General features: G+C 56.5%; 15 protein-coding genes and 1 tRNA gene. 9 read left to right on the forward strand and 7 right to left on the reverse strand.

Annotation, left to right across the window (positions count from 1 at the left end; all coding sequences use genetic code 11):
- Nucleotides 1-70: 70 nt before the first annotated feature.
- Nucleotides 71-406 (reverse strand): DUF6538 domain-containing protein, encoded by a 336-nt coding sequence (locus ACEN2J_RS11935; RefSeq protein ID WP_442106101.1) that lies wholly within the window; start codon nucleotides 404-406, stop codon nucleotides 71-73.
- A 277-nt stretch (nucleotides 407-683) separates the two neighbouring features.
- On the opposite strand from ACEN2J_RS11935, the gene ACEN2J_RS11940 reads away from it, so the two are divergent.
- The 6 genes from ACEN2J_RS11940 (at nucleotide 684) to ACEN2J_RS11965 (ending at nucleotide 7,491) form a co-directional block, all read left to right on the forward strand.
- Nucleotides 684-899, forward strand: a complete 216-nt coding sequence (locus tag ACEN2J_RS11940) for a hypothetical protein (protein WP_442106102.1) — start codon at nucleotides 684-686, stop codon at nucleotides 897-899.
- A 14-nt stretch (nucleotides 900-913) separates the two neighbouring features.
- Entirely contained in the window at nucleotides 914-2,257 is a 1,344-nt protein-coding gene (locus ACEN2J_RS11945; RefSeq protein WP_442106104.1) for a tyrosine-type recombinase/integrase, read from the forward strand.
- A 281-nt stretch (nucleotides 2,258-2,538) separates the two neighbouring features.
- The gene (locus tag ACEN2J_RS11950) at nucleotides 2,539-2,754 is read left to right on the forward strand and encodes a helix-turn-helix transcriptional regulator (protein WP_442106106.1); all 216 of its coding nucleotides are present in this window, start codon (nucleotides 2,539-2,541) and stop codon (nucleotides 2,752-2,754) included.
- On the forward strand, nucleotides 2,738-2,947 hold the full coding sequence (locus ACEN2J_RS11955; protein WP_442106108.1) for a helix-turn-helix transcriptional regulator: 210 nt from the start codon (nucleotides 2,738-2,740) through the stop codon (nucleotides 2,945-2,947). Before ACEN2J_RS11950 ends, ACEN2J_RS11955 begins: the two co-directional genes overlap by 17 nt.
- An 83-nt stretch (nucleotides 2,948-3,030) precedes the next feature.
- Nucleotides 3,031-5,847: a DNA-primase RepB domain-containing protein gene (locus ACEN2J_RS11960; protein ID WP_442106109.1), complete on the forward strand. Its 2,817-nt coding sequence runs from the start codon at nucleotides 3,031-3,033 to the stop codon at nucleotides 5,845-5,847.
- A 648-nt stretch (nucleotides 5,848-6,495) separates the two neighbouring features.
- Complete coding sequence (locus ACEN2J_RS11965; RefSeq protein WP_442106110.1) at nucleotides 6,496-7,491, forward strand: hypothetical protein; 996 nt, start codon at nucleotides 6,496-6,498, stop codon at nucleotides 7,489-7,491.
- A gap of 1,575 nt (nucleotides 7,492-9,066) precedes the next feature.
- Here the strand turns inward: ACEN2J_RS11965 and ACEN2J_RS11970 are convergent.
- The 3 genes from ACEN2J_RS11970 to ACEN2J_RS11980 all read right to left on the reverse strand — a co-directional run bounded on the left by ACEN2J_RS11970 (nucleotide 9,067) and on the right by ACEN2J_RS11980 (nucleotide 13,702).
- Nucleotides 9,067-10,104 carry a restriction endonuclease gene (locus ACEN2J_RS11970; RefSeq protein ID WP_442106111.1) on the reverse strand — a complete coding sequence of 346 codons (1,038 nt, stop codon included), beginning with the start codon at nucleotides 10,102-10,104 and terminating at the stop codon, nucleotides 9,067-9,069.
- A complete protein-coding gene (locus tag ACEN2J_RS11975) occupies nucleotides 10,094-12,997 on the reverse strand; it encodes a class I SAM-dependent DNA methyltransferase (RefSeq protein WP_442106112.1) in 2,904 nt (967 codons plus the stop codon). Before ACEN2J_RS11975 ends, ACEN2J_RS11970 begins: the two co-directional genes overlap by 11 nt.
- 615 nt (nucleotides 12,998-13,612) lie before the next feature.
- A tRNA-Ser gene (locus ACEN2J_RS11980) sits at nucleotides 13,613-13,702 on the reverse strand.
- A 187-nt stretch (nucleotides 13,703-13,889) separates the two neighbouring features.
- Here ACEN2J_RS11980 and ACEN2J_RS11985 point away from each other — a divergent pair.
- Nucleotides 13,890-14,771: a DUF2059 domain-containing protein gene (locus tag ACEN2J_RS11985; RefSeq protein WP_442106113.1), complete on the forward strand. Its 882-nt coding sequence runs from the start codon at nucleotides 13,890-13,892 to the stop codon at nucleotides 14,769-14,771.
- Nucleotides 14,772-15,116: 345 nt separating this feature from the next.
- On the forward strand, nucleotides 15,117-16,400 hold the full coding sequence (locus tag ACEN2J_RS11990) for an Nramp family divalent metal transporter (protein ID WP_442106114.1): 1,284 nt from the start codon (nucleotides 15,117-15,119) through the stop codon (nucleotides 16,398-16,400).
- Here ACEN2J_RS11990 and ACEN2J_RS11995 read toward each other — a convergent pair.
- Both ACEN2J_RS11995 and ACEN2J_RS12000 read right to left on the reverse strand, forming a co-directional pair.
- Nucleotides 16,397-17,752 carry an MATE family efflux transporter gene (locus ACEN2J_RS11995; protein WP_442106115.1) on the reverse strand — a complete coding sequence of 452 codons (1,356 nt, stop codon included), beginning with the start codon at nucleotides 17,750-17,752 and terminating at the stop codon, nucleotides 16,397-16,399. The genes ACEN2J_RS11990 and ACEN2J_RS11995 overlap by 4 nt on opposite strands.
- 135 nt (nucleotides 17,753-17,887) lie before the next feature.
- Entirely contained in the window at nucleotides 17,888-18,799 is a 912-nt protein-coding gene (locus ACEN2J_RS12000; RefSeq protein ID WP_442106116.1) for a LysR family transcriptional regulator, read from the reverse strand.
- A 92-nt stretch (nucleotides 18,800-18,891) separates the two neighbouring features.
- Between ACEN2J_RS12000 and metF the strand changes: the two genes are divergently transcribed.
- A complete protein-coding gene (metF, locus tag ACEN2J_RS12005) occupies nucleotides 18,892-19,761 on the forward strand; it encodes a methylenetetrahydrofolate reductase [NAD(P)H] (protein WP_442106118.1) in 870 nt (289 codons plus the stop codon).
- Nucleotides 19,762-19,809: 48 nt separating this feature from the next.
- On the opposite strand, the gene ACEN2J_RS12010 is transcribed toward metF, so the two are convergent.
- Nucleotides 19,810-20,556: a rhomboid family intramembrane serine protease gene (locus ACEN2J_RS12010; protein WP_442106120.1), complete on the reverse strand. Its 747-nt coding sequence runs from the start codon at nucleotides 20,554-20,556 to the stop codon at nucleotides 19,810-19,812.
- Nucleotides 20,557-20,575 lie beyond the last annotated feature (19 nt).

Consider the following 20,575-nt stretch of genomic DNA (forward strand, 5'->3'; position numbering starts at 1 on the left):
ATTCGTTCTTCGTAGCTATACATGAACTATCTCCAAGATAGTCCAAGTTTTCGTCCGCACCCCCGCCGGGTCAGTTCTCAGTGACAATTAACATCCTGCGGGCGAAGAATGGGTCACGCAGGCTGAGGTTGGCTTGAACCTCATCATCCGACAGATAGTGAAATGTCATCGTCTTTGAGTTTTGTTGCTGAATAGTCAGGGCCGTATCGAATTCGGCGTAGATCGCCGTTGCGATACTCGGCATGGCGGACTCTGCCTTGCGGCGGTCGGTGGTCTTGGTGGAACGTCGCACCTGGATGTTCGTTGATGATCCTTGTAGTTCCACAGGCTTGGTAATCACCACATACCATTTGTTCCCTTTGGAAGGGATTTGAATGAGCTTTGGTGGGTGGAAGTTAGTTCCCAAATTAGTTCCCGATCTAGTGCCGTGGGTGCCTGAATACCCTGTAATTACTAGTTTATTGGGGAATTTTTGTCAAATGGGAAGGATGGCGGAGAGACAGTCCGCATAAATCATGTATCACGGTGTATTTGCATGTCTCGGACTTTTATTTAAGTAACTGTATAACAACAATTAACTTAAAGACGGCGTCTCTTGATGTCTCTGGGAGACTCTTGACAGCTCATAATTTTTAGGGGCTGATTAGGGGCTGATGTAGCTTCTCCCTAAAGGAAATCGAACCATGTCCGCCAACAACCAGCCTAATTCTGCTCCCGCAACCGTTTTGACCATCACCTTGTCCGCCGACGATTTGGATGCGCTTGTGGACTTGGCCGCAACTGTGTCCGCAAACATGGACGACCCCGACCGGATTGCAGCAATTCGCATGGACGAAGCAAACTGCACCTTGCAGATGGACATTGCCGCGCGCCCGGTGGACCCGCGCCGCTTACACTGATTGGGGGCAAAGCCATGTCGAAAGCACTTAATCGCCTCACCCCTGTCCAGATCAACGCCGCAGAACCCGGCACCACCCTAAATGATGGGGGCGGGTTGCTATACCGTGCCACGGGCAAGAACCGCAAAACGGGCAAATCCACAGGCAAGTTCGTTTTCAAATTCACCAGCCCAGACTTGGATTATCGCGCGGCGCAAGCTGCCAAGGGAAGCAAATCCATTCAACGCGAAATGGGGTTGGGGGCTTACCCCGCCACAACTCTTGCAGCGGCACGGGCGAAGGCGGCGGCGGCGCGCGACCAAATTGCGAAGAAACTGGACCCGATTGAAGAAGAACGCCGAGCCGACGAAGAAACCCAGCACCGCGCGGCGCAGTTGACAGAAGCAGCCAACGCAAAGGCCATGACATTCGGGCGCTATGCGGACGAGCATTTTCTGCCCTTTGCGCTGCCGGGGTTCACTAACAAGGCACATATCCAACAATGGCAGGCCACTTTTAAAACCCACGCTAAACGAATGCGCAACAAGCCTTTGTCTGAAATCACCCGCGAAGATGTATTGGCGGTTCTCAAGCCAATCTGGGCTGACAAGGTTGTCACCGCTTCGCGGAGCCGGGAACGGATAGAAAGGCTTTTCTCCCACGCGATCCAGAACGGACACTACAAGGGCGACAACCCCGCATCGTGGCAACAATTCAACGCCACGTTGCCAACGCCGCGCAAGACGCCACGGCACCACCCAGCAATGCCACTCTCCCAGATAGCGGAGTTTGTTAGCGCGATCCGCGCCAAACAGTCCGACAGTATGGCGGCGCTGATGATCGAATGGATAATTTTGGCAGCTTGCCGGACAGGGGAAGCCCGTTTCGCGGTTTGGAGTGAAATAGATTTGGCAGAACGGGTTTGGACAATCCCAGCAGAAAGAATGAAGATGCGCCGGGGCCATGTCGTACCAATCACGGACCGAATGGCGGAAATTCTCACAGAGGCAAAGCGGCGTCGTACTCAGGATGCCCTTCCCTCCGATATTGTTTTTGTTGGGGGAACTGGCAAGGCCTTGTCCGAAATGGCCGCGCTGATGCTCATGCGGGGTATGGAAGCCTATAAGGGGTTCACTGTTCACGGCTTTCGCGCCACGTTCAAAGGATGGGCTGGGACAAAGACCGAGTTTCCGCGAGAGTTGATCGAAGAGCAGTTGGCGCACCAATTAGGGGCGGTAGAACGGGCATACATGCGCCAATCGGCCCACGAGCGCCGTAGGGCCATGATGGAAGTTTGGGCGGACGTCTGTGCCGGAGAGAACCCAGCAGCGTGCGAGGACAATGTTGTGCCGCTGCGAAAGGCTGGGGAGGCACAATAACCCCTTCTGGGCGCGGACACGCGCGTCCGGGCCTGCCCTTTTATTCGTGTCCAGTTCCACGTCCGCGCCGGACCCAGTAGGAACAAGTCCCGGACGCGGTCCACGTCCAGTCACGTCCGCGATTTGCCTGACTTGTCAATATGTTGAGTGGGTTTCCGTGAGGAAATGTGATTGCATTACAGCGCAGCACGTGCTACGGATTGTGTAATTTCCAACACCCGAACCCAAAGGAGCGTCGAGCATGTAACCCGTCACTGAAACCACATCAAAGGAGACTGATTGTGGCTGGAATTGATGATGTATTTCTGCGGAGAACCGACGTTCTTCGCTTGCTTGACGTAAACCCTGCCACCCTTTGGCGCTGGCGTAAGGCTGGCGGTTTCCCGTCCCCCATAACGCTGACCAGTAGAAACCTTCGCTGGCGCAAAGCAGACTTGGATGCGTGGCTTGAAAGCCGCCGTGTCGTGGAAGGGGGTGGCCATGACCGTAGCGCCTGACCGCCTGTTGCGTCTGCCGGAGGTTTTAGCCCTTATCGGCCTGTCTCGGCCAGAACTTTACCGCAGAATGAAGCGCCCTGCATCTGACAGCGGCTTTCCCCGCCAAGTCAAACTTGGTCGCGCTTCTGCATGGCCGGAAAGTGAAGTTTTGGCGTGGGTGGAAGCCCGCAAAGCCGAGCGCACAGCAGCCTAAACACCCACAAAAGAACAAGGTCGCCCGCACCACCACATGCGAACGACCTCAAATTTTAATCTTCCCGTCAGGAGGAAAACCAGATGAATATTTCTAACACAAATGCCCTGTCAGGGCAAGTTGTCAGCCTTGGCAACCCGTCAGTTATCGTCGTCAATAGAACGATAAATCAAGCAACTAACCCCCACCCCTTCGATACAAAGACTTGGGCTGGACAGGCCGAATATGTTTCGGCGTTGTTCGGGAAGTGGGTGGCAAAGGGGCTGGTCTGGACTGCCGGGATGCCCACGGTCGAAGGCGAGAACCGCGAGTGGTTCGGCGCAGCCGGGTTGGGTCACTTGGAGCGGGCGTTCCCGAAGATGGAAGCCGATTTGTACATGGCGATTGGGGTCATGGACCCGAACGCGAAAGCCCGTGGCAACCGGAACGTGGTAGCGCAACCGCTTTTGATTGTGGACGACATTGGGACGAAGATCGACCCGGCGAAGTGGGACGCGCAGTTTAAGGCAGGCTTTCCCTTGCCGACGGCCAAGATCGAAACGTCGCCGGGAAACCAGACTTGGATTTGGGCGCTTGAGGGGGACGCGGCGGACCCGGCCCGGTGGGTGGACTTGGCGTGTGTCCGGGCTTGGCTGGTGGAGTTGGGTCTGACCGACGACGTGATGGACCCGGCGCGGTATATCAGGCTTCCGGGGGGTTGGAACTCGAAGAAGAAGTATCGGGACAAGAACGGCGGTCAGCCGGTGGAAGTTGGTTTGGTCGAGTGGAACGAGTGCCGGTCCGGGGCAGGGTTTGGTGGCGCACGGGTGGACTTGGAAAAGGTTGGCTCGGTGTTGCTCGGTTCTGCCGGGGCGGATTGGGGCTTGCGGGAGTTTCCGCAGACGGCTTCGGGGCGGTCGCAGGCGTCTTCGGCGGCGCTTGGTGGGATGATGGGGGCCGGGGCTTTGGTCCGGTCGGCGGACTTGGGTAAGCCGGACCCGTTGATGAAGATGGGTCAGGTCTTGGGGATGAATTTGGTCCAGATCAGGCCGGGGGTGGTCGAGGCGCTTTGTCCTAACCATGCAGCCCACGGCGACCGGGCGGACACGGGGTTTGCTTTTCTGGGTGACGGGCTGATGCACTGTAACCACGCGTCTTGTCAGGAGTTATCGACGCGGGACTTCCGGTCCATGATGGAAGAAGAATTTGACCGTCGGGCGGCGGTGGCCGTGGGGTTGGGTTTGGGTGGTCTGGAAGGGTGCGCGACGGCTTCGCAGTTTTTGGCCCGTGAGGCGTTTGCGGGTGCAGGGGTTGGTGGTCAGGGTGCTTCGGTCGAGGACGTGATCGAGCCGATGGCGGCGCGGGCGGAGGCGCGGGTTGAAAGCGAGGGCGCTGACGGGGGCAATTCAAAAGCCAAGCGGGCTGCGCATGTTGCCGCCGCAGATTTGGTAGAGGGGCAAAAAATGATCCCCTTTCTCGACCCGAAGGGCGGTCTTTGGCTTTGGGTTAGCGGGCGCTTGTGCAACCTCAAAACTATGGCGGGGTTTCTCCGCTTGGCAGGTTGGCTGTCTCAGCAGGGATTAGACGTGACAGGGGCCGCACGAAACAATCTGGTGGAAACCTTGGAAGGGCGCGCGGCTTCGCGCCCAACACAAGACGTGTTCTGCCGTGTTGCAAACGGCGGGACCGCTGCCTCCCCTAAAATCTTTGTCAATCTAATGGATGCAGAGAACCGCGCCGTCCAAATTGACGGCAATGGCTGGCAGATTGTTCAAGTTTCGGACTTGCCACTGCCTTTGGCCCACCGGACGGGCGGGCTTCCTTTGCCGGAACCAGTTGCGGCAATTGACGGTGTTTCATTCTTGGACAGGCTTGGCCGACATATCCCGATTGCGCCTGTCATTCGGAAAAACGATCCAAAAGACATGGGCGTCCAGCAACGCGCTGCACTTGTGACCTTCTCTTTTGCACAGTTTGTCCGCACGGGTGCCGTGCCGCACCTTCTGTTTGCCGGGGAACAGGCGGGCGGCAAAACCACGGCGGCAAAACGTTTGAATGGTTTGACCGACCCGGACGCAGGTGCGGTTGTGTCTCGCCTGCCGTCGGATGGGGCAGCGATTATTTCAATGGTAGGTCAACAATCCAACTTTGTTTTGGATAACACGTCCGGTGTCCGTTCTGAACATGCAGATGTAATTTGTAGTTTGGCGTCGGGCGGGTCGCAAGTGGCCCGCAAACTCTACACAGACGGCGACCGCTCCATTTCCAGCGCGCTTTGTTCGATCATCTTCACAAGTGTTTTAGACGGTGGAATTACAAAACGTCCCGACTTACAGGACCGCTTGCTAACCGTAGTGACCCAGCCCTTGGCGAAAAACCAACGCAAAGCGGAAACCCAACTAGACGCGGCTTGGGCGGCGGACCTGCCGCATCTTCTTGCCGACCTCTTTGACCTTTTGGTGGTCGGTTTGAAAAACGCGAGCATCGTCGCGGCGGCGCAGGCGTGTGGTGCCTTGTCGCCGCCGCCGCGCTTTGCCGATACGGCCCAAGTGGCAGAAGCCGCCGCTTGGCATGGGGTGGGTTGGCCTGCCGGATTGTTGACCAACGCCCTTAACGCCATGCGCGCAGAGGCCGCAGAGGGGCAACTGTCGGACGATCCAATTGGCTACCGTCTGCGCGCCTTCCTGCGTAAGCAGCCCGGTGGTGTCTGGGTCGGCGGTTACGACGACTTGGACCGGGCGCTCGCTTGTGAAGACGGTCCTGTTTGGGACAGAAACAAAATCCCGCTGAAAAACGGTCTTTCACGGATAAAGGGGCCGTTGCGTGATTTATGGGGGGTGGCTCAAACGGACGCCGGACGCACAAAACACGCCCGAAAATATGAGTTTAGGATCGTGCCGGACGCGGCGGGCGGCGAATAACAAAGTGGCGGCGATGACAAAAGGGGTGACAAACGGGTGACAGTGAGGGTGACAAAGCCCCCAGAGAGCCGGGGGGTGTATTTTGAGCGGACGCGCCAAGGCAGCCCCCGCGCGCACCCGGAGGGTGGTTTGTCACCCTTTGTCACCCGTTTGTCACCCCCTTTTGTCACCCGTAAGATAATGTTTTGAAATAGATAATTTTGATAGGTGACAAAGGTGACAAGCCGTTCTCTTAAAAATATCAAAATAGAGAGAAAAGAAGGGGAAACGCCCAAAAACGCACGGCGGATATTGGGAAATGCACAAACAAAGAAAGTTTCCCGATTTCCTCGTCACCTTTGTCACCTTGTCACCCGACAGGTTCCGGCGGCGTATTTTCAGCCGCGCGGACGCCACGTCCGCGTCCGGCAGAACCAATCAGATTTGCTATGTTCTTTTCAGACGCCGCTTGCGCCTCTGAACAAAACTCTTGCGGAGGGCAAGCCCCTCGAACCTCAGACAGAACTCGCAGGCTGTCCCCGGACGCACAAAAACGCGCCTCGTCCAGCGCACCGGACGTCCCGATCCCCGCGCTTCGTCCAGCGCACAAGCCGTGTTGCGAGGCTTCTCGTTTCACAAACCCAACCCCCAAGAATACAGGGGTCTAAGATGCCTAAGTTGACACTGAACCGTTATTACGGTCGCCTCCCCGAAGTCACTCAAATCAATCCCGACGACAATGCACCGCACTCGGATGCAGAATGGTTGTGGGACAACCCCGAAGCCGTTGCCCGCCTTCGGCTCACAAAAGACGAAACCCGACTTGGCGGGCGCGTCTTACAGCTCGTAATTCGCCTATACGACCTTTTGCAGCCAGACGGGCTTCAAATGGTATATTTTGAGGCCAATTCCATCCATCTTGCGTCTAACGAGTTTAGGGCGTGGAAAGAACTGCCCACGATCCAAAATGCAAATGATCTGGCAATGTCGGTGTTTGCAGCCGATGCAGAAGCAGAGGGCCGTCTCCCATTCGCAACTTTGCGGTTTCTGGTGGTGCCGGACACGTCCGAACTTTCGGAACACTGGCAGGCGCAATTCAGGCCAATGCCTCTCAAACGTAAGCGCCGTAAAAGCGAACAGTCTGCACCCCGTCGCCGCAGACAGGCACCCGCAATGGCCAAACCAATTTGGCACAAAGCGAATGCTGGCCCAGAGTACAAGCGCAATGATGCGCACGTCTACGGCATAACCCAACGGTTTGAGCCTTCAAGCTATCCGGGTCTTGCACTCGGCACGGACGCTGAATGGTTGCGCAAGCACCCGGAACGCGTCGGGCGTGTCCGCGTCCTCAAGCACGGCGGGACACGCGAAAAAAGCCTGTTACTGGCAGTAAGGGTGGCGGACCCCGATGCCCCCGATGGCTGGTTTGTCGCGCATTATCTCGCGGACACGGCTAATCTTGGCGAAAAGCGCGGACACGGGGCCAACCCTGCCTTTACGGCGTGGCAGGCAGACCCAATCCACGAAAACGAAGATGCAGCGATCCAAAGTATTCTTTGGCGTGATGCAAAACGTGTCGGCGGTGCGGCGGAAGTGATCTTCCGTCTTATGTTGTTGCCCGTCGGTTGCTGCCGATCCGGTCAAGCGGCGCTTGCAGCGGGATAGCCGCCCGAGACGGGCGCACTAAGCCTGCAGGTCCGGCCTAGCCCAACCTTCCCAGCGCCTCCGGGCGTTGGGATCACCCGGCGCGTCCGCAACGCCCTTCAAGGCCCGCAGGAAGGCCAACCTATCTGCTTCCCCCACAATTGACTGAAACATGCCCTGTATGGTGCTGTCAGCCGCCCAATAGACCGCCATAAGCGCCGCCAACTCGTTAGACGTGTCTGGCCGCTTCCTTGGCCTACCCAAAGGCTTAGGCGGGGTTCCCCGAGCCGGGTTCGCTTGCTTAATCCGGTCCGGCAAACCCCGCTTTGACGACGCCTTAGAGGCCGGGGCCGTCCAGACCGCTACACCGGGCCGAAATTGCTCGCCAGACGCACCCGGTATCTGCTTCGGGGGGGCATTACCCAAAGACGCCGCATATGCCTCGCCCCCAACACGCAAAGCGGCTTTCACCGCGCGGCCTTCCTTCGTACGCTTGTCCAGATTACCTAGCCGGACCCAAACCATAGCGGCGTCAGCGTCCGCGATCCGTTTGGGCAGGTCAACCCGGACGGCCCGCGTCCACACCGCGTCCGCCCTTCGGTCCAATTGCGTCCGCTGGTATCGCCACGCCAACCAATCACGGACGGCAGGCAAAAGCGCGTCCATGTTCGCGCCCAGCGTCCGCGCGGCGTCCCTAAACGCCCCTTCTGCCACGCCCAGATCAATCGTCCGACCCGGCAGGGAGGGGTTTTTCTTCCAGCCATTTGTAAGCCTGTTTCGCGCCCGTCGCGTTTCTGCCTGTGCAAAAGCCTCCGGGGAGGTCTTTCCGGTCTGCATCTGCCGGAGTTGGGCTTCTCTATGCGCCTGCGCAGCAACCGGCCCGCAATGACGCAGGCAACGGCCTTTGCCTTCGTTGATTGGGATTTGGGTGCAAACCTGCCCTGTCCGCGTCCGCACTCCGCATCTGCCGGACATTGGCCCACCGCGCCGATAGGTTTTCGCCGCCGTCAGGAAGTTTTCGCGCTGTGTTTCGGACTTAAATCCGGGCGGTCTTTGCATGGGTCGGCTTTCTGGTGAATGACAAATCAGGCATGTGTTATAGTATAACATAAAAAGGGCGCAGTCAGCCCGGAACTATATAGATTGCGAAAAGCCAAGGTTTGCGTTTCTATGCTAAATAATTTGCCTGCTGTACCGAACCTAAAACGGACACCAATCAATAGAAAAAAGGCCGCACTTGTTCGCAAACCTTAACCTTCACACTGGCTCCTTTAGGTTGTGGATTGTCATGGCCGCGCTTTGGGCGTCCGGTTGCGTCATCGTCGGGGTGGTTGAGATACTTAACTATTGGGATTTTAACCTTCATCTAAAAGATGCTTGTATCGCAGCAAACAATTCCTTGCCCGAAGATGCCCCTCCACTCCCGGAGGGTTTTTGTATGGTGACTGCCCAAACTGAAAGCCTGCGCTTCGGGGCAAGCAAGTCACTCGAAAACGTATGGTACTCTGTTGCCGCATTAGGCGTCCCGTTCGCGGCATTAGCTTTTGTTGTTTTATCTTACAGAGTTATCCGATGGGTCGTGGCTGGTTTTCGGTCTTAAAGCTTCGGCAAATCAGGGACATATATTTGCTTCAATGGCAAAAGCGTGCGATAGCGCGGCGAAAGTTTGCCGTAATTTTCCAAGACCATTTCAACGAATTGCTCTCCATCTATCAGGCGCAATTTAGACCTATTCCGCTCCAACTCTATCGCGGGACGCGTGTACGACCCAAGGCAAACGAAAAGCCCAAACTCCCCTTCTCCCAAAGTCCCTAGAAGCTGGTTCACCTCTGCTATGCCAATCGGGTTTGTCACGCGCTTGCACTGCACCTTAATTATAGGCGGTTGCAGTCCCAACGCATCCATATGGGCAATCACATCCACGCCGCCGTCGCTGCTTTTTGGTGTCACACGAGCAGTGTATCCCATGCATTCCAAGAGGTGTGCCATAAAGTCTTCAAATTGATAGCCTGTCAGTTCTGTTGTTAACCGCTTGATGACAAAATCGCTTGTGTTTGCTTCGGCCTGCAAGGACGCCGCCACCGTTGCTGCATCGTCGTCAGTTGCATCCTCGGCTTCGTAAGGGTCCGCTGCGATGCCGGGTGCAGTCGCCGGTATGCTTGGGTCAATTTTGCTAAGAAATTCGGTCTTATGCCGTTTTATTCGAAACATTGTTAGAAAAGAGCCTATTTCATTTAACGCGCTTTGACTGAATTCGTTGCGGGGGAAATGCCCTAGCCATTCCACATGTTGGTGCGTTAGATAATCGTCAGGGTCTTTTGCTACATATTCAGCGGACCCTTTAAATCGCCCTATATTGACCATACGGTCTGCTTTGGAGGGGTAGACGACAATGTCCCCGGCTTTGATTTCATGAAGAAATTTGAACATTGATCCCGCATCGACGGGTATAGCGCCCGCTTTTTTGTCGGGATAGGCTACAGCAAGCGCGGCTTTGAACGCTTCCCTGTCGGGCGCTATTTGGGTCAAATCGCCCATTTTGTCCCAGCCAATCCCTACATATCCGCCGTCAATGGGGCGGTCGCCAACATGCACGCCCATATGAACGCCCCAGACGGTCGGGTTATTTGCCATTGGCTTTGCCTTTCTTGCTGGCTTTGGCCTCTGCCGCCGCGCGTGATTGGTTGAGGTGGAACAGGCGCGACAGGGTTTCGTCTTCGGTCAACAGGCCTGCGCGGTAATCATCGCCCCAGCCATAGGCCTCGGCCACGGCCTCATCCAGTGCTTTGTGGGCGTGGTCCAGCCATGCGGGGCGAGCGTTGTAGAGGTTGGTTAGGGTGCGTTTTTTCAGCTCCTTTGCCGCCGCTTCATCCTTGGGCAAGATGCGGTCGGGGTAGCCGGGAACCACCTCTGGCACATGGTTGACTAGATCGGCGGGGTTGAGCCAGTTTTCCCGCAACTCATTCAGTCGCGCGGCGGCGGCGGCGATTTTCTGGGCGCGCGGGTCGGCGACGTAATCGGCGGCGGGGATATTGGGCGTGAGGCCTTCGGGGAAGGGGAAGGTTTCGAAGACGTTGCCTGCGTTGTAAACTGGGTCGTTCCCGGCCCCATGCCAAGAGCAATTCCGCAGCGTCCAAAATGAATGAAATGAAGAACCCAGCACCCCAAAGCTTGTGTCATCATCCCGACAAATCGCCATAAGCCGTTGATCGGGTAAAACTGACGTTGGCATCCAAACAAATACCCGATGTTTAGAGACCATCGGAGTAACTATTATTCGGTCAAATTGTTCCATCTTCCTTCGAAGTGCCGGAATAGTTTCGCCATGCAACCACCAACGGTCCCGCCTGGCAACTCGACGGTTTGAAGCGCGTACTGGTTGCACATGAACCGCAGTATGGAGGAAAGGGCGTTCAAAAAGCGCAGCTTCTTCTTCAGGCATGTCCGCAAAATCGATTATCCAACGCTCATCTGGCCTTCTAACAATGTCATTTGCAATCCAAAGTGGGCGCAATACTTCAGAATTTGCCTTGCCATTTGGGTTTGTAGGCAATTGAAGCCAATCGCGTGCGGTCGCGCCAGAAATGTCAAAAGGGCCAATCTTAGGCGGGCCGCGAAAAATTATCTGCGCTTGATTTGGTAGGCGGTAAGCCGTTTTTAGATCAGTTGAGAGCGTGTGTGAAATGGCATAAACCTCTTGCCCGTCTAGAGTTAGATGTAACGGCGCTAAGATGCTGCCACAAACAATCGAAACGCGAACTGCCGCGCCATCAACGACCCAAGGTAAGTCAGACCATGCGTTAAATATTGTGAATTTTTCTGAGAACGCTTTCACAGGTACGTTGCTGCCAGAAGAGCGAATTGAATTGGTTGCAACTAGGCCTACTCGCTGGAGTGCGCTATCGGCTAATTGACACTGCGCAAACCAATACGAAACCAAATCGGCGCTCTCTGGCACAAATCCTTTAAATGCGGAGCGCAGTCGTTCGGTATATTCTTCTCCTAACTCTCTCAAGTGTCTGCCTGCCCCTAAAAACGGCGGGTTGCCTACCACCACATCGGCTTCGGGCCATACTGCTCGCGTGCCATCGGCGTTTAGTACTGCATCCCTATTCTCAATCGTGTTCAGCGTCCGCAAAATCGGGTTCTTTGCCGCCTCAAAGCCGTTGCGGCGCATCCATTGAATTTCCCCAATCCAAACCGACACGCGGGCCAGTTCGGCGGCGTAAGGGTTCAACTCTATGCCCAAAACACATTCCGGCCCGATAGAGGGGAAGGCACGGGGAAGGCCCAGCGCTTCGGCCTCTAGGTTGGCGCGGTGTTCGATGTTTTTCAGTTCCAACAGCGCGATATAGAGGAAGTTGCCAGAACCGCAGGCCGGGTCCAGCACGCGAAATGCCTTGAGCCGTTCGATAAAGGCCTTGTGCAACGCCTCGGCCTCTTTCTGCGCCTTGGTGTTGGCGGCAAGGTCTTTGCCTCGCAGCAGCTTGTCTTTCGTGGACTTGGGGGCGTTGTCCAGCAGGTCCGTGATTTTACCCCGCACCTCGGCCCATTCCGCCAACAGCGGATGCACGATAACCGGGCCAACAATTTGCATGATTTTGTCGCGGTCGGTGTAATGCGCCCCCAATTGGCTGCGCTTGTCCGGGTCCAGCCCGCGTTCAAACAAGGTGCCAAAGATAGAGGGGTCAATATCGGACCAATCCAGCGTAGAGGCGCGGATAAGGTCGTCTAGGTCTTCCCACGTCAGGGGCAGGGTGGCGTCACTGTCAAACAAGCCGCCGTTGAAATACTCCACCGCCTCAAAGCCGACCATGCCGCCCGTGCGCATGGCGGCAAACAGGGTTTTGGCGTGGGCGTCAAAGGTTTCGGGTTTGGGGCGCGCGGCTTTTATCATCCGCTCAAACATCTTGTTTGGGAGAAGGTTCACGTCTTCGGCAAACATGCAAAAGACAAGCCGGTTAATGAAATGCGCTACGGCTTCGGGGTTATGGCCCCGGCTGCGTAGGCGTTGGGCAAGGGTGGCAAAGCGCTGGGCGGCTTCTTCGGTCAGGACTTGGCGGGTTTTGGCGGGTTTGAGGCGTTCGGGGTCGGTAAAACAGTGGCGTAGAAGGTCGCGGTTGGCGGCGTCCGTCAGGTCAACCAATTCGATGGTGTGGACCTTTTGAACGGTGTTGGTCCAGTTGGTGTGGATGCGGATGCGGTCCATATCCGACACGATAAGCAAAGGCGGATTTTCCAACGCGATTGCGTATTGGCGCAATTGGTCAAAGGCTTTGTCTAGGTCTTTGCGCTTGCCCTTGTATTCCCATGCAAAGCAATCCTTGCGCCAAACATCGGCCCAGCCTTCGCCGCCGGATGATTTGGACGCGCCTTTTTCAAAGGTGAACCATTCGCCTTTGGGGTCGGCTGTCACCGGGTCGGGAATTTCCAAGAGGGTGCAGAGGTCTAGGAAATGGCTGTGGGAGGCTGTGCGTTCTTTAAGGTCAACATTGCGCCACTTGTCGATAAATTCTTGAGGTGTCATGTGCTGGCCCTGATTGCTTGGCCCGCATGTAAGCACTTGAAGGTGATTTATGCCAAGAGGTTAAGTGTCTGAATTGGCAATCTTTGCGCAGCCCCGTTGTTTTGATTGTCTGCTTTGTCAAAAAAGTTGGAGAAATTGGCCGCTTTGTCGGCGCGCCATAGAGAGTAAAGCCCCGCAGCGCGGGGGTAGGCCGGGGGGTGGGTTCGCGTCCGGGGGCGTCCTGTGTCCGGTCTGGCGTCCCTGTCCACGTCCGGCACCATGCCCCGTCCTGTCCGCACGGCGTCCGTGTCCACGACTTGCGCCCGTGTTCTTGTCCGGCCCGCACGGCGTCCATTGTGGTGGGGAATATTACCTCGGGCGCGGCGGTGCAGTTGCCGCCGGGTTGTTGGTATTACGGCGACGGCGGTCTGTGAAGGTTGTGATGGCAGTGACCTATGGCCCCGTGCCGGAGCCATCAAGCGCAAGCGCGCCTTGCCCGCGTCAGAATGTCGCGCCCTAGGCACACTGCCACAGAACTAGCTGACAAAATCTGCAAAGGCAGTGCGCGGGCATTTAGGGGCTGATTAGGGGCCAATTTTGGCGAACTGAAAATTACTCAACGATTTCAATGGTATGTGGCGGAGAGACAGGGATTCGAACCCTGGGAACCCGTAAAGGCTCAACGGTTTTCGAGACCGCCCCGTTCGACCACTCCGGCACCTCTCCGCGTCGGGGATCTTCAAGTGCGGCGTTTAGCTTGCTGAGTGATGTGTTGCAAGCCTGATTTGCATCAATTCTGAATAGGGGCACGTTTTTTTTATATGGCATGATTTTGCCGTTGGGGGTTGTGGGCGGGTTGGCAAGTATTGTGGGGCGATGTAGGTGTTGGTGTGCTCATTCAAGGTGTCATAATATGAATGCTCGTGTGAATTTGTTGGCGATTTTTCTGTCCGCAGTTTTGGGCTGTGGTAGCTCTTTGGGGGCCGCAGATGCAAAGCCCGCCTATTTGGTGCAGGCGCAGACGCGTAGTATTTCGACGGTTGTCGACTTGGTGAAAACCCTAAAAATTGCCGAAGTGATTGACGTTATGCGTTTGGAAGGGCTTCGTTATGGGGCGAGCATGGAGGACGAGCTGTTCTCGGGCAACGGGGGCGCAGGTTGGGCGCGTGCGGTTGAGATTATCTATGATGGGCCAACAATGCAGGCGCGTTTCAATCAGGCGTTTGCTGCGGCTCTTAAGGGCGCAGACGCGGATCTGGCCGCAATGGACGGATTTTTCGCAACTGAACTGGGGCAGCGGATTTTATCATTGGAAATTGAAGCCCGTCGGTCTTTGATGGATGAGGCGGCAGAAGATGCGGCGAAGGCGCGGGCCGAGGAGATGATGGCCGAGGCCGCCCCGCGGATTGAGGCGCTGCAAGCGTTTTCGGAAGCGAATGATTTGATCGAGCTAAATATCGCGGGTGCCATGAACGCTAATCTGGCGTTTTTTCAAGGGCTGTCCGAGGTGGAAGGGGGCACTGGTGGCATGCCTGAAGAGGATATGCTGGCCGATGTTTGGGGGCAGGAACCGGATATTCGTGCCGAGACAGAGGCTTGGGTTCTGCCTTACCTTGCGCTGGCTTATGGGCCGCTTTCGGATGATGAGTTGGCGTCATATATCGGGTTTTCCAAGACCGGACCGGGCCAGAAATTAAATCATGCCCTGTTCAGTGCTTTTGATGTGGTCTTTTCGCAAATCTCGCGCGATCTGGGACGTGCGGCAGCCAAGCAGATGATGGGTGAAGATATCTGATTTTGGGTGAGGAGCGTGCGTGTGATGTGGTATCATTTTGATATAAATATATAAAATGTTTTCCTACCTCGTCCTTACCGCCGCTGCTTTGGCGCGCGCGTTGCCGTTTTTGTTCGTGATGGCGATCGCTTTGGTCACGGCGATACATTGCGCGAAAAGGCAGGCGTGCCCACGACCTATGATAATATTGGGGGCGCGGCAGGCCACGGTTTGGTATCAGGCTTGGGCGCGTAGTCGTTTCAGACAGAATGATGGGGGTGTTGCGGTGGCCGTGTCCCTTTTTTCATGGGTTTTGACATTGGCTTCGGCTTGGCGTTAGGTGTCCGCAAAACGATTGGGCAGATTATGGCATTGAATACGACGGAGCGCGCGCGCGCGGGCATGGCCGAAGTTTTGATCGGTGGGCAAATGGGGCCTCGGCGGGCGCTGTTGTTCGTAGGGCCTGCTGTGATTGCGTCGATCGCTTATATGGACCCCGGCAATTACGCGACGAATATTCAGGCAGGCGCGGGCTATGGCTATAGTTTGCTGTGGGTTGTGCTGGCCGCGAACCTGATTGCGATGCTGTTTCAGGCGCTCTCGGCGCGGTTGGGCATTGTGACGGGGCATAATTTGGCCGAGCTGAGCCGCGATCATTTTCCTTGGCCGGTGGTTTTTGTGATGTGGGTGATCAGCGAGATTGCCGCAATGGCCACCGATTTGGCCGAGTTTTTGGGCGGCGCGATCGGTTTGGCGCTGTTGTTTGGCATCCCCTTGATGTGGGGGATGGTGATAACGGCCATCGTGACCTACGGGATTTTGTTGTTTGATGCCAAGGGCTTTCGCCCGATGGAGCTTGTGATTGGGGCGTTTGTCGCGGTGATCGGGCTGTGTTTTCTGGTCGAGCTGGTGATCGCGCCGATTGCGTGGGGTGAGGCGGCTGTGGGTTTGATAACGCCAAACCTGCCCGACATGACCGCGCTGACGATTGCCGTAGGGATTATTGGCGCCACGGTGATGCCGCACGCGATTTATTTGCATTCGGGCCTGACCCAAGGGCGCGCGGTGACGCCGGATGATGCGACGCGGGCCCGCGTGGTGCGGTTTTCGAATATTGAGGTGGTTGTGGCCTTGGCAGCGGCGGGCATGGTGAATATGGCCATGGTGATGATGGCCGCCAGTGCGTTTCATGCGGGCAACCCTGAAGTGGCCGAGATTGAAACCGCTTATCACTTGCTGACGCCCTTGCTGGGCGGGGCTGCGGCGGTCGTATTTTTGGTCTCGCTTTTGGCGTCTGGGATTTCCAGTTCCGTGGTGGGAACCATGGCTGGGCAGTTGATTATGCAGGGTTTTTTGCGGATAAACCTGCCAATCTGGTTTCGGCGTGCGGTGACAATGATCCCGGCCTTTGTTGTGGTGTGGATGGGTGTAAATGCAACCGAGGCGCTGGTGATGTCGCAGGTGGTGCTAAGTATTGCGCTGCCCGTGCCGATGATTGCGCTGTTAATCCTGACCGGCCGACGTGAGGTGATGGGCGTGTTTGTAACCGGCCCGCTGGTGCGGGGGCTGGCGATTTTGGGCGCGGGCGTTGTGCTGGTTTTGAACTTTGTGCTGTTGGGCGAGGTGTTCGGTCTGGTGGGCTTGGGTTAGGTTTCGGCCAGCCCGCGCTTCCATTCCCCTTTGAACAGACGCTTGTGAAACGGTGGGAATTTGACCAATTCTTCGCCCAGAAACAGGGCAAAGACCCAAGTGACAGGCGTGTCCCAGTACAGTATGAACAGCGCCGTTAGCGGTACCCGAAACAACCACTGTGACAGAACAAAGATGTTCATCACATAGAGCGTGTCACCTGCTGCGCGCAGGGTGTGGCCGCACATCGCGTTGGACCCTTTGGGGAAAGACAGCAGCAACAACACTGGCAGAAAACTGAAGAGGGCAGCGCGGGTCTCGGCCTCTAGGTTGCCATAAATATAGTCTGCGCCAAAGGTGACGATGCAATAGCTGGCCGAGACGAGAGCGGCGGCGATCATCGCCATGCGCCACGCGCGGCTGAGGAAGATATCCAGCTCTTCGCCGGTACGGTTGCTGCCTAAAAGCTGGGCGACAATGATGCCCGCCGCCTGCGCAATAGACGTTCCGACATTGCCCGTCAGGTTAATCCACGGGGATATCAGTGTTAGCGCGGCGAAATCGTTGACCGACATTTTGGCAAACAGCAGCGCAAGGACATAGACGCAAAGCGCGTTGCTTATAAAGGTGCCCGCGATGGGCAGAGCGAATGTTAAGTGGCGCTTGGTCGATTGCCAAAGCGTTGCCTGCATCCAGCCTGCAACATCGCGGTAACCGCCATTCAGCCTGTAAAAGCTGCTGCCAAGATAGGCCACGCGGGCAGTTGAGGCGATGACGCTGCCAATGCCCGCGCCGACCACGCCAAGGGCAGGCATGCCGAAATGGCCATGGATCAGCGCATAGCTGGCAAAGACGTTGATCGGCACCGCAATCAGATAGCTGCGAAACGGAATAACCGTTTTGCTGCGACCGTTGAAGTAGCTGCCCAAACATTGGGCAATCGCCTCGACAAACACCAGCACCAGAAAGACCAGCAGGTAATTCCACGCTTGTTCGGCGATCCAAGGGGTATGCGCAAAGGACGCAATCAGCGGCGGCGCGATAGCCCAGACCAAAACCGCGCCGATTGCGGCCGACACAAGGTTGATAATAAGCCCCGCATAAAAGCCGGTCTTTAGGGCGACTTGGTTTTTAGAGCCAAACGCCTGCGCGATCAGGATTTGGGTCGCCGTGGAAAAGGCAAACAGCACCCCCAGCAAAAGGCTGCCAAAGGCCGCCGCAAGGCCCATCGCGGCCACAGCCTCTTCGCCCAAGGCCGAAACGAGATAGGCGTCGATGACGACAATCCCGTTTAGCATCATCGCCTTAAGCATCAAGGGCCAAGCGATACCAAGCATATCTTTGGTGGTCGGGGGGGCGGGGGTATAGGTCATGGGAATCCATCGGCGAGAAGGCTGAATGTACCTAAACGCCATGGGGCAGGAGGGGCAAGTGTGAAAAGGGTCTTGTAAAGCCCGCGCTCCGTGCGGGATGCGCGTTATAATCGGCCTATTCAGGCCGCCGACACCTTACCCCTGAATCCGTTGCAGTTTTACTGGCTCACTTCGCCCCAGTTTCAGAAAATGCGCCATAAAAGGTTTGGTCGCGTCTTCCTCTCGGGTCGCGGCATAGAGCCGTTTTGTGATCACTTTAGGCCCCAAGGGCCGCGTTACATAATCACTATGCGACCGCAAATCCCGCAGCACCCAATCGGGCAGCACCGACACCCCGCGATTTGAACCCACCAGCATCAAAATCACCGCCGTTAACTCCACCGGCCGTGTGCCGCGCGGCTCTACCTTGGCAGGGGTCAGCAGCTCGGTAAACACATCCAGCTTGTCGCGGGTGACGGGGTAGGTGATCAGCAATTGATCGCGAAAATCCTCGGCCTCGATCATCGTTTTTTGGGCCAACGGGTTTTGCGCACTGGCCACAAACATCGGATGATAATCAAACAGCGGGTTAAACACCACATTCGCCAGCGGGGCAGGGTCGGAAGAAATCACAAGATCCACCTCTTCGCGTTGCAAGGCGGGCAGCGCTTCAAATGCAAGGCCCGCGCGGATATCCACGTCCACCTCGGGCCAGGCGCGGCGAAACAGTTCCAGCACGGGGAAAAGCCATTCAAAACAGGCGTGGCATTCAATCGCAATATGCAGCCGCCCCGATTTGCCCGAACGAAGGCCGCGAAACTCTTCCTCCAGCGCGTCCATTTCCGGCAAAATTCGCTCGGCCAGCCGTAGCATCCGCATCCCCGCCGCCGATAGTTTCAGCGGCTTGGACCGGCGCACAAACAGCTCGACCCCGGCCTGATCCTCTAGGCCCTTAACCTGATGCGACAGCGCCGATTGCGTCATGTTCAGCATATCGGCGGCCCGTGCGAGGCCACCCGCCTGATGAATGGCCCGTATCGTGCGCAGGTGGCGGAACTCAATGTGCATTATGCGGTCATCCTCATAAACATGATTAGTATTATGAAATTGTCTCACATCATCGAATCTGCGACAAGAGGGGTCAGAGCAGGAGCTATAAAATGACCAAGACACCAAATATCTCGTTTGAATTTTTCCCACCCCAGACTTTGGATGCGTCTTTCCGGCTGTGGGAAACGGTACAAGCCTTGGCGCCCCTGAACCCTAAATTTGTGTCCGTGACCTATGGCGCTGGCGGCACGACCCGCAAATTGACGCATGAGGCCGTGGGCGCAATCGCCAAGAATTACGGGCTGAACGTTGCCGCGCATCTAACCTGTGTTGATGCAACCCGCGCTGAAACCTTGGAAATCGCGGAAAGCTATGCAGCCGCTGGCGTTACTGAAATCGTGGCCTTGCGCGGTGACGCCCCCAAAGGGGCCGAGCGTTTCACCCCCCACCCCGAAGGTTTTGCCTCATCTGTGGAGCTGGTCGAAGCACTGGCCGCCACGGGTAAATTCAAAATCCGCGTTGGTGCCTACCCCGAGCCCCACCCTGATTCGGCTGATACCATGGCTGATGTGCGCTTTCTGAAACGTAAAATTGATGCCGGTGCGACCAGCGCCATGACCCAGTTTTTCTTTGAGGCCGAAACTTTCCTTCGGTTCCGTGATGCTTGTGTGAAAGAGGGTATCACCGCCTCGATCCTTCCCGGCATCCTGCCGATCCAGTCTTGGGCTGGGACCAAGAAATTCGCCGCCCGTTGTGGCACCTCGGTTCCGGCTTGGCTGGATGAAGCATTCGCGGCGGCCAAACGTGACGGGCGCGAGGAACTTCTGGCAACCGCGCTTTGCACCGAGCTTTGCGATACGCTGCTCTCGGAAGGTGTTGAAGATCTGCACTTTTACACGCTGAACAAGCCGCATTTGACCCATGAAGTGTGCCACGCACTTGGCGTCACGCAGAGTGTTGATCTGCAAAACGTCGCCTAACCGGTTTTACGAAATCTCCTACTCGGGCAGCGGTTGCTGCCCGTTTTTTTATTTGCCTCTTCTGACGCGGGGTATCCCTGATTTAACAGTGGGATATACAGCTTGCGGGTGCGGTGGCACACCATGCGTGCGATTCCAAAATGCAGTCCCGCCAAGCCCGCGCCAGACGGGAAACATCATCACAAGCCCTGCCATAAACCCGCCTGCATGCGCCCAATAGGCCACGCCTCCGTCGCCGCTGGGGGTGGAAAAGCCGCTAAACAACTGCATCCCAAACCAAACGCCCAGCATTACCCAAGCCGGCAGCGGGAACACGCGGAAAAAGATCACAAAGATGAACAAAATGTCCACTTTGGCGCGAGGAAACAGCAACAAATAGCCACCCATCACCCCAGCAATCGCCCCTGATGCCCCAATCATTGGCACGCCAGACGATGGGTCAGCAAAAATCTGCAACCCTGCCGCCGCGAAGCCTGACAAAAGGTAAAAGCCCAGATAGCGGACATGACCCAGAATATCCTCGAGGTTATCCCCAAAAATATATAAAAACAGCATGTTACCTGCCAGATGCATAAAGCCGCCATGCAGAAACATCGACGTTAAAATAGTGCCATAGCCCCCGCCGGCCATCACGCGGCGTGGCACCAGCCCCCATTCGACATAAAACATCGCCAGTCGTGGCTCGTTCGGGATGCTGAGCCAATAGCTTGCGAATACCCCGATATTCAGCAGGATAAGCGCATAGGTGACATACGGAGTACGCCCCGAGGGGTTATGATCGCGGATCGGAAACATTATGCCAAACTTCCCGATC

This window comes from Pseudorhodobacter sp. W20_MBD10_FR17, from assembly GCF_052119765.1.
In the GTDB taxonomy this organism is placed as follows: Bacteria; Pseudomonadota; Alphaproteobacteria; order Rhodobacterales; family Rhodobacteraceae; genus Pseudorhodobacter.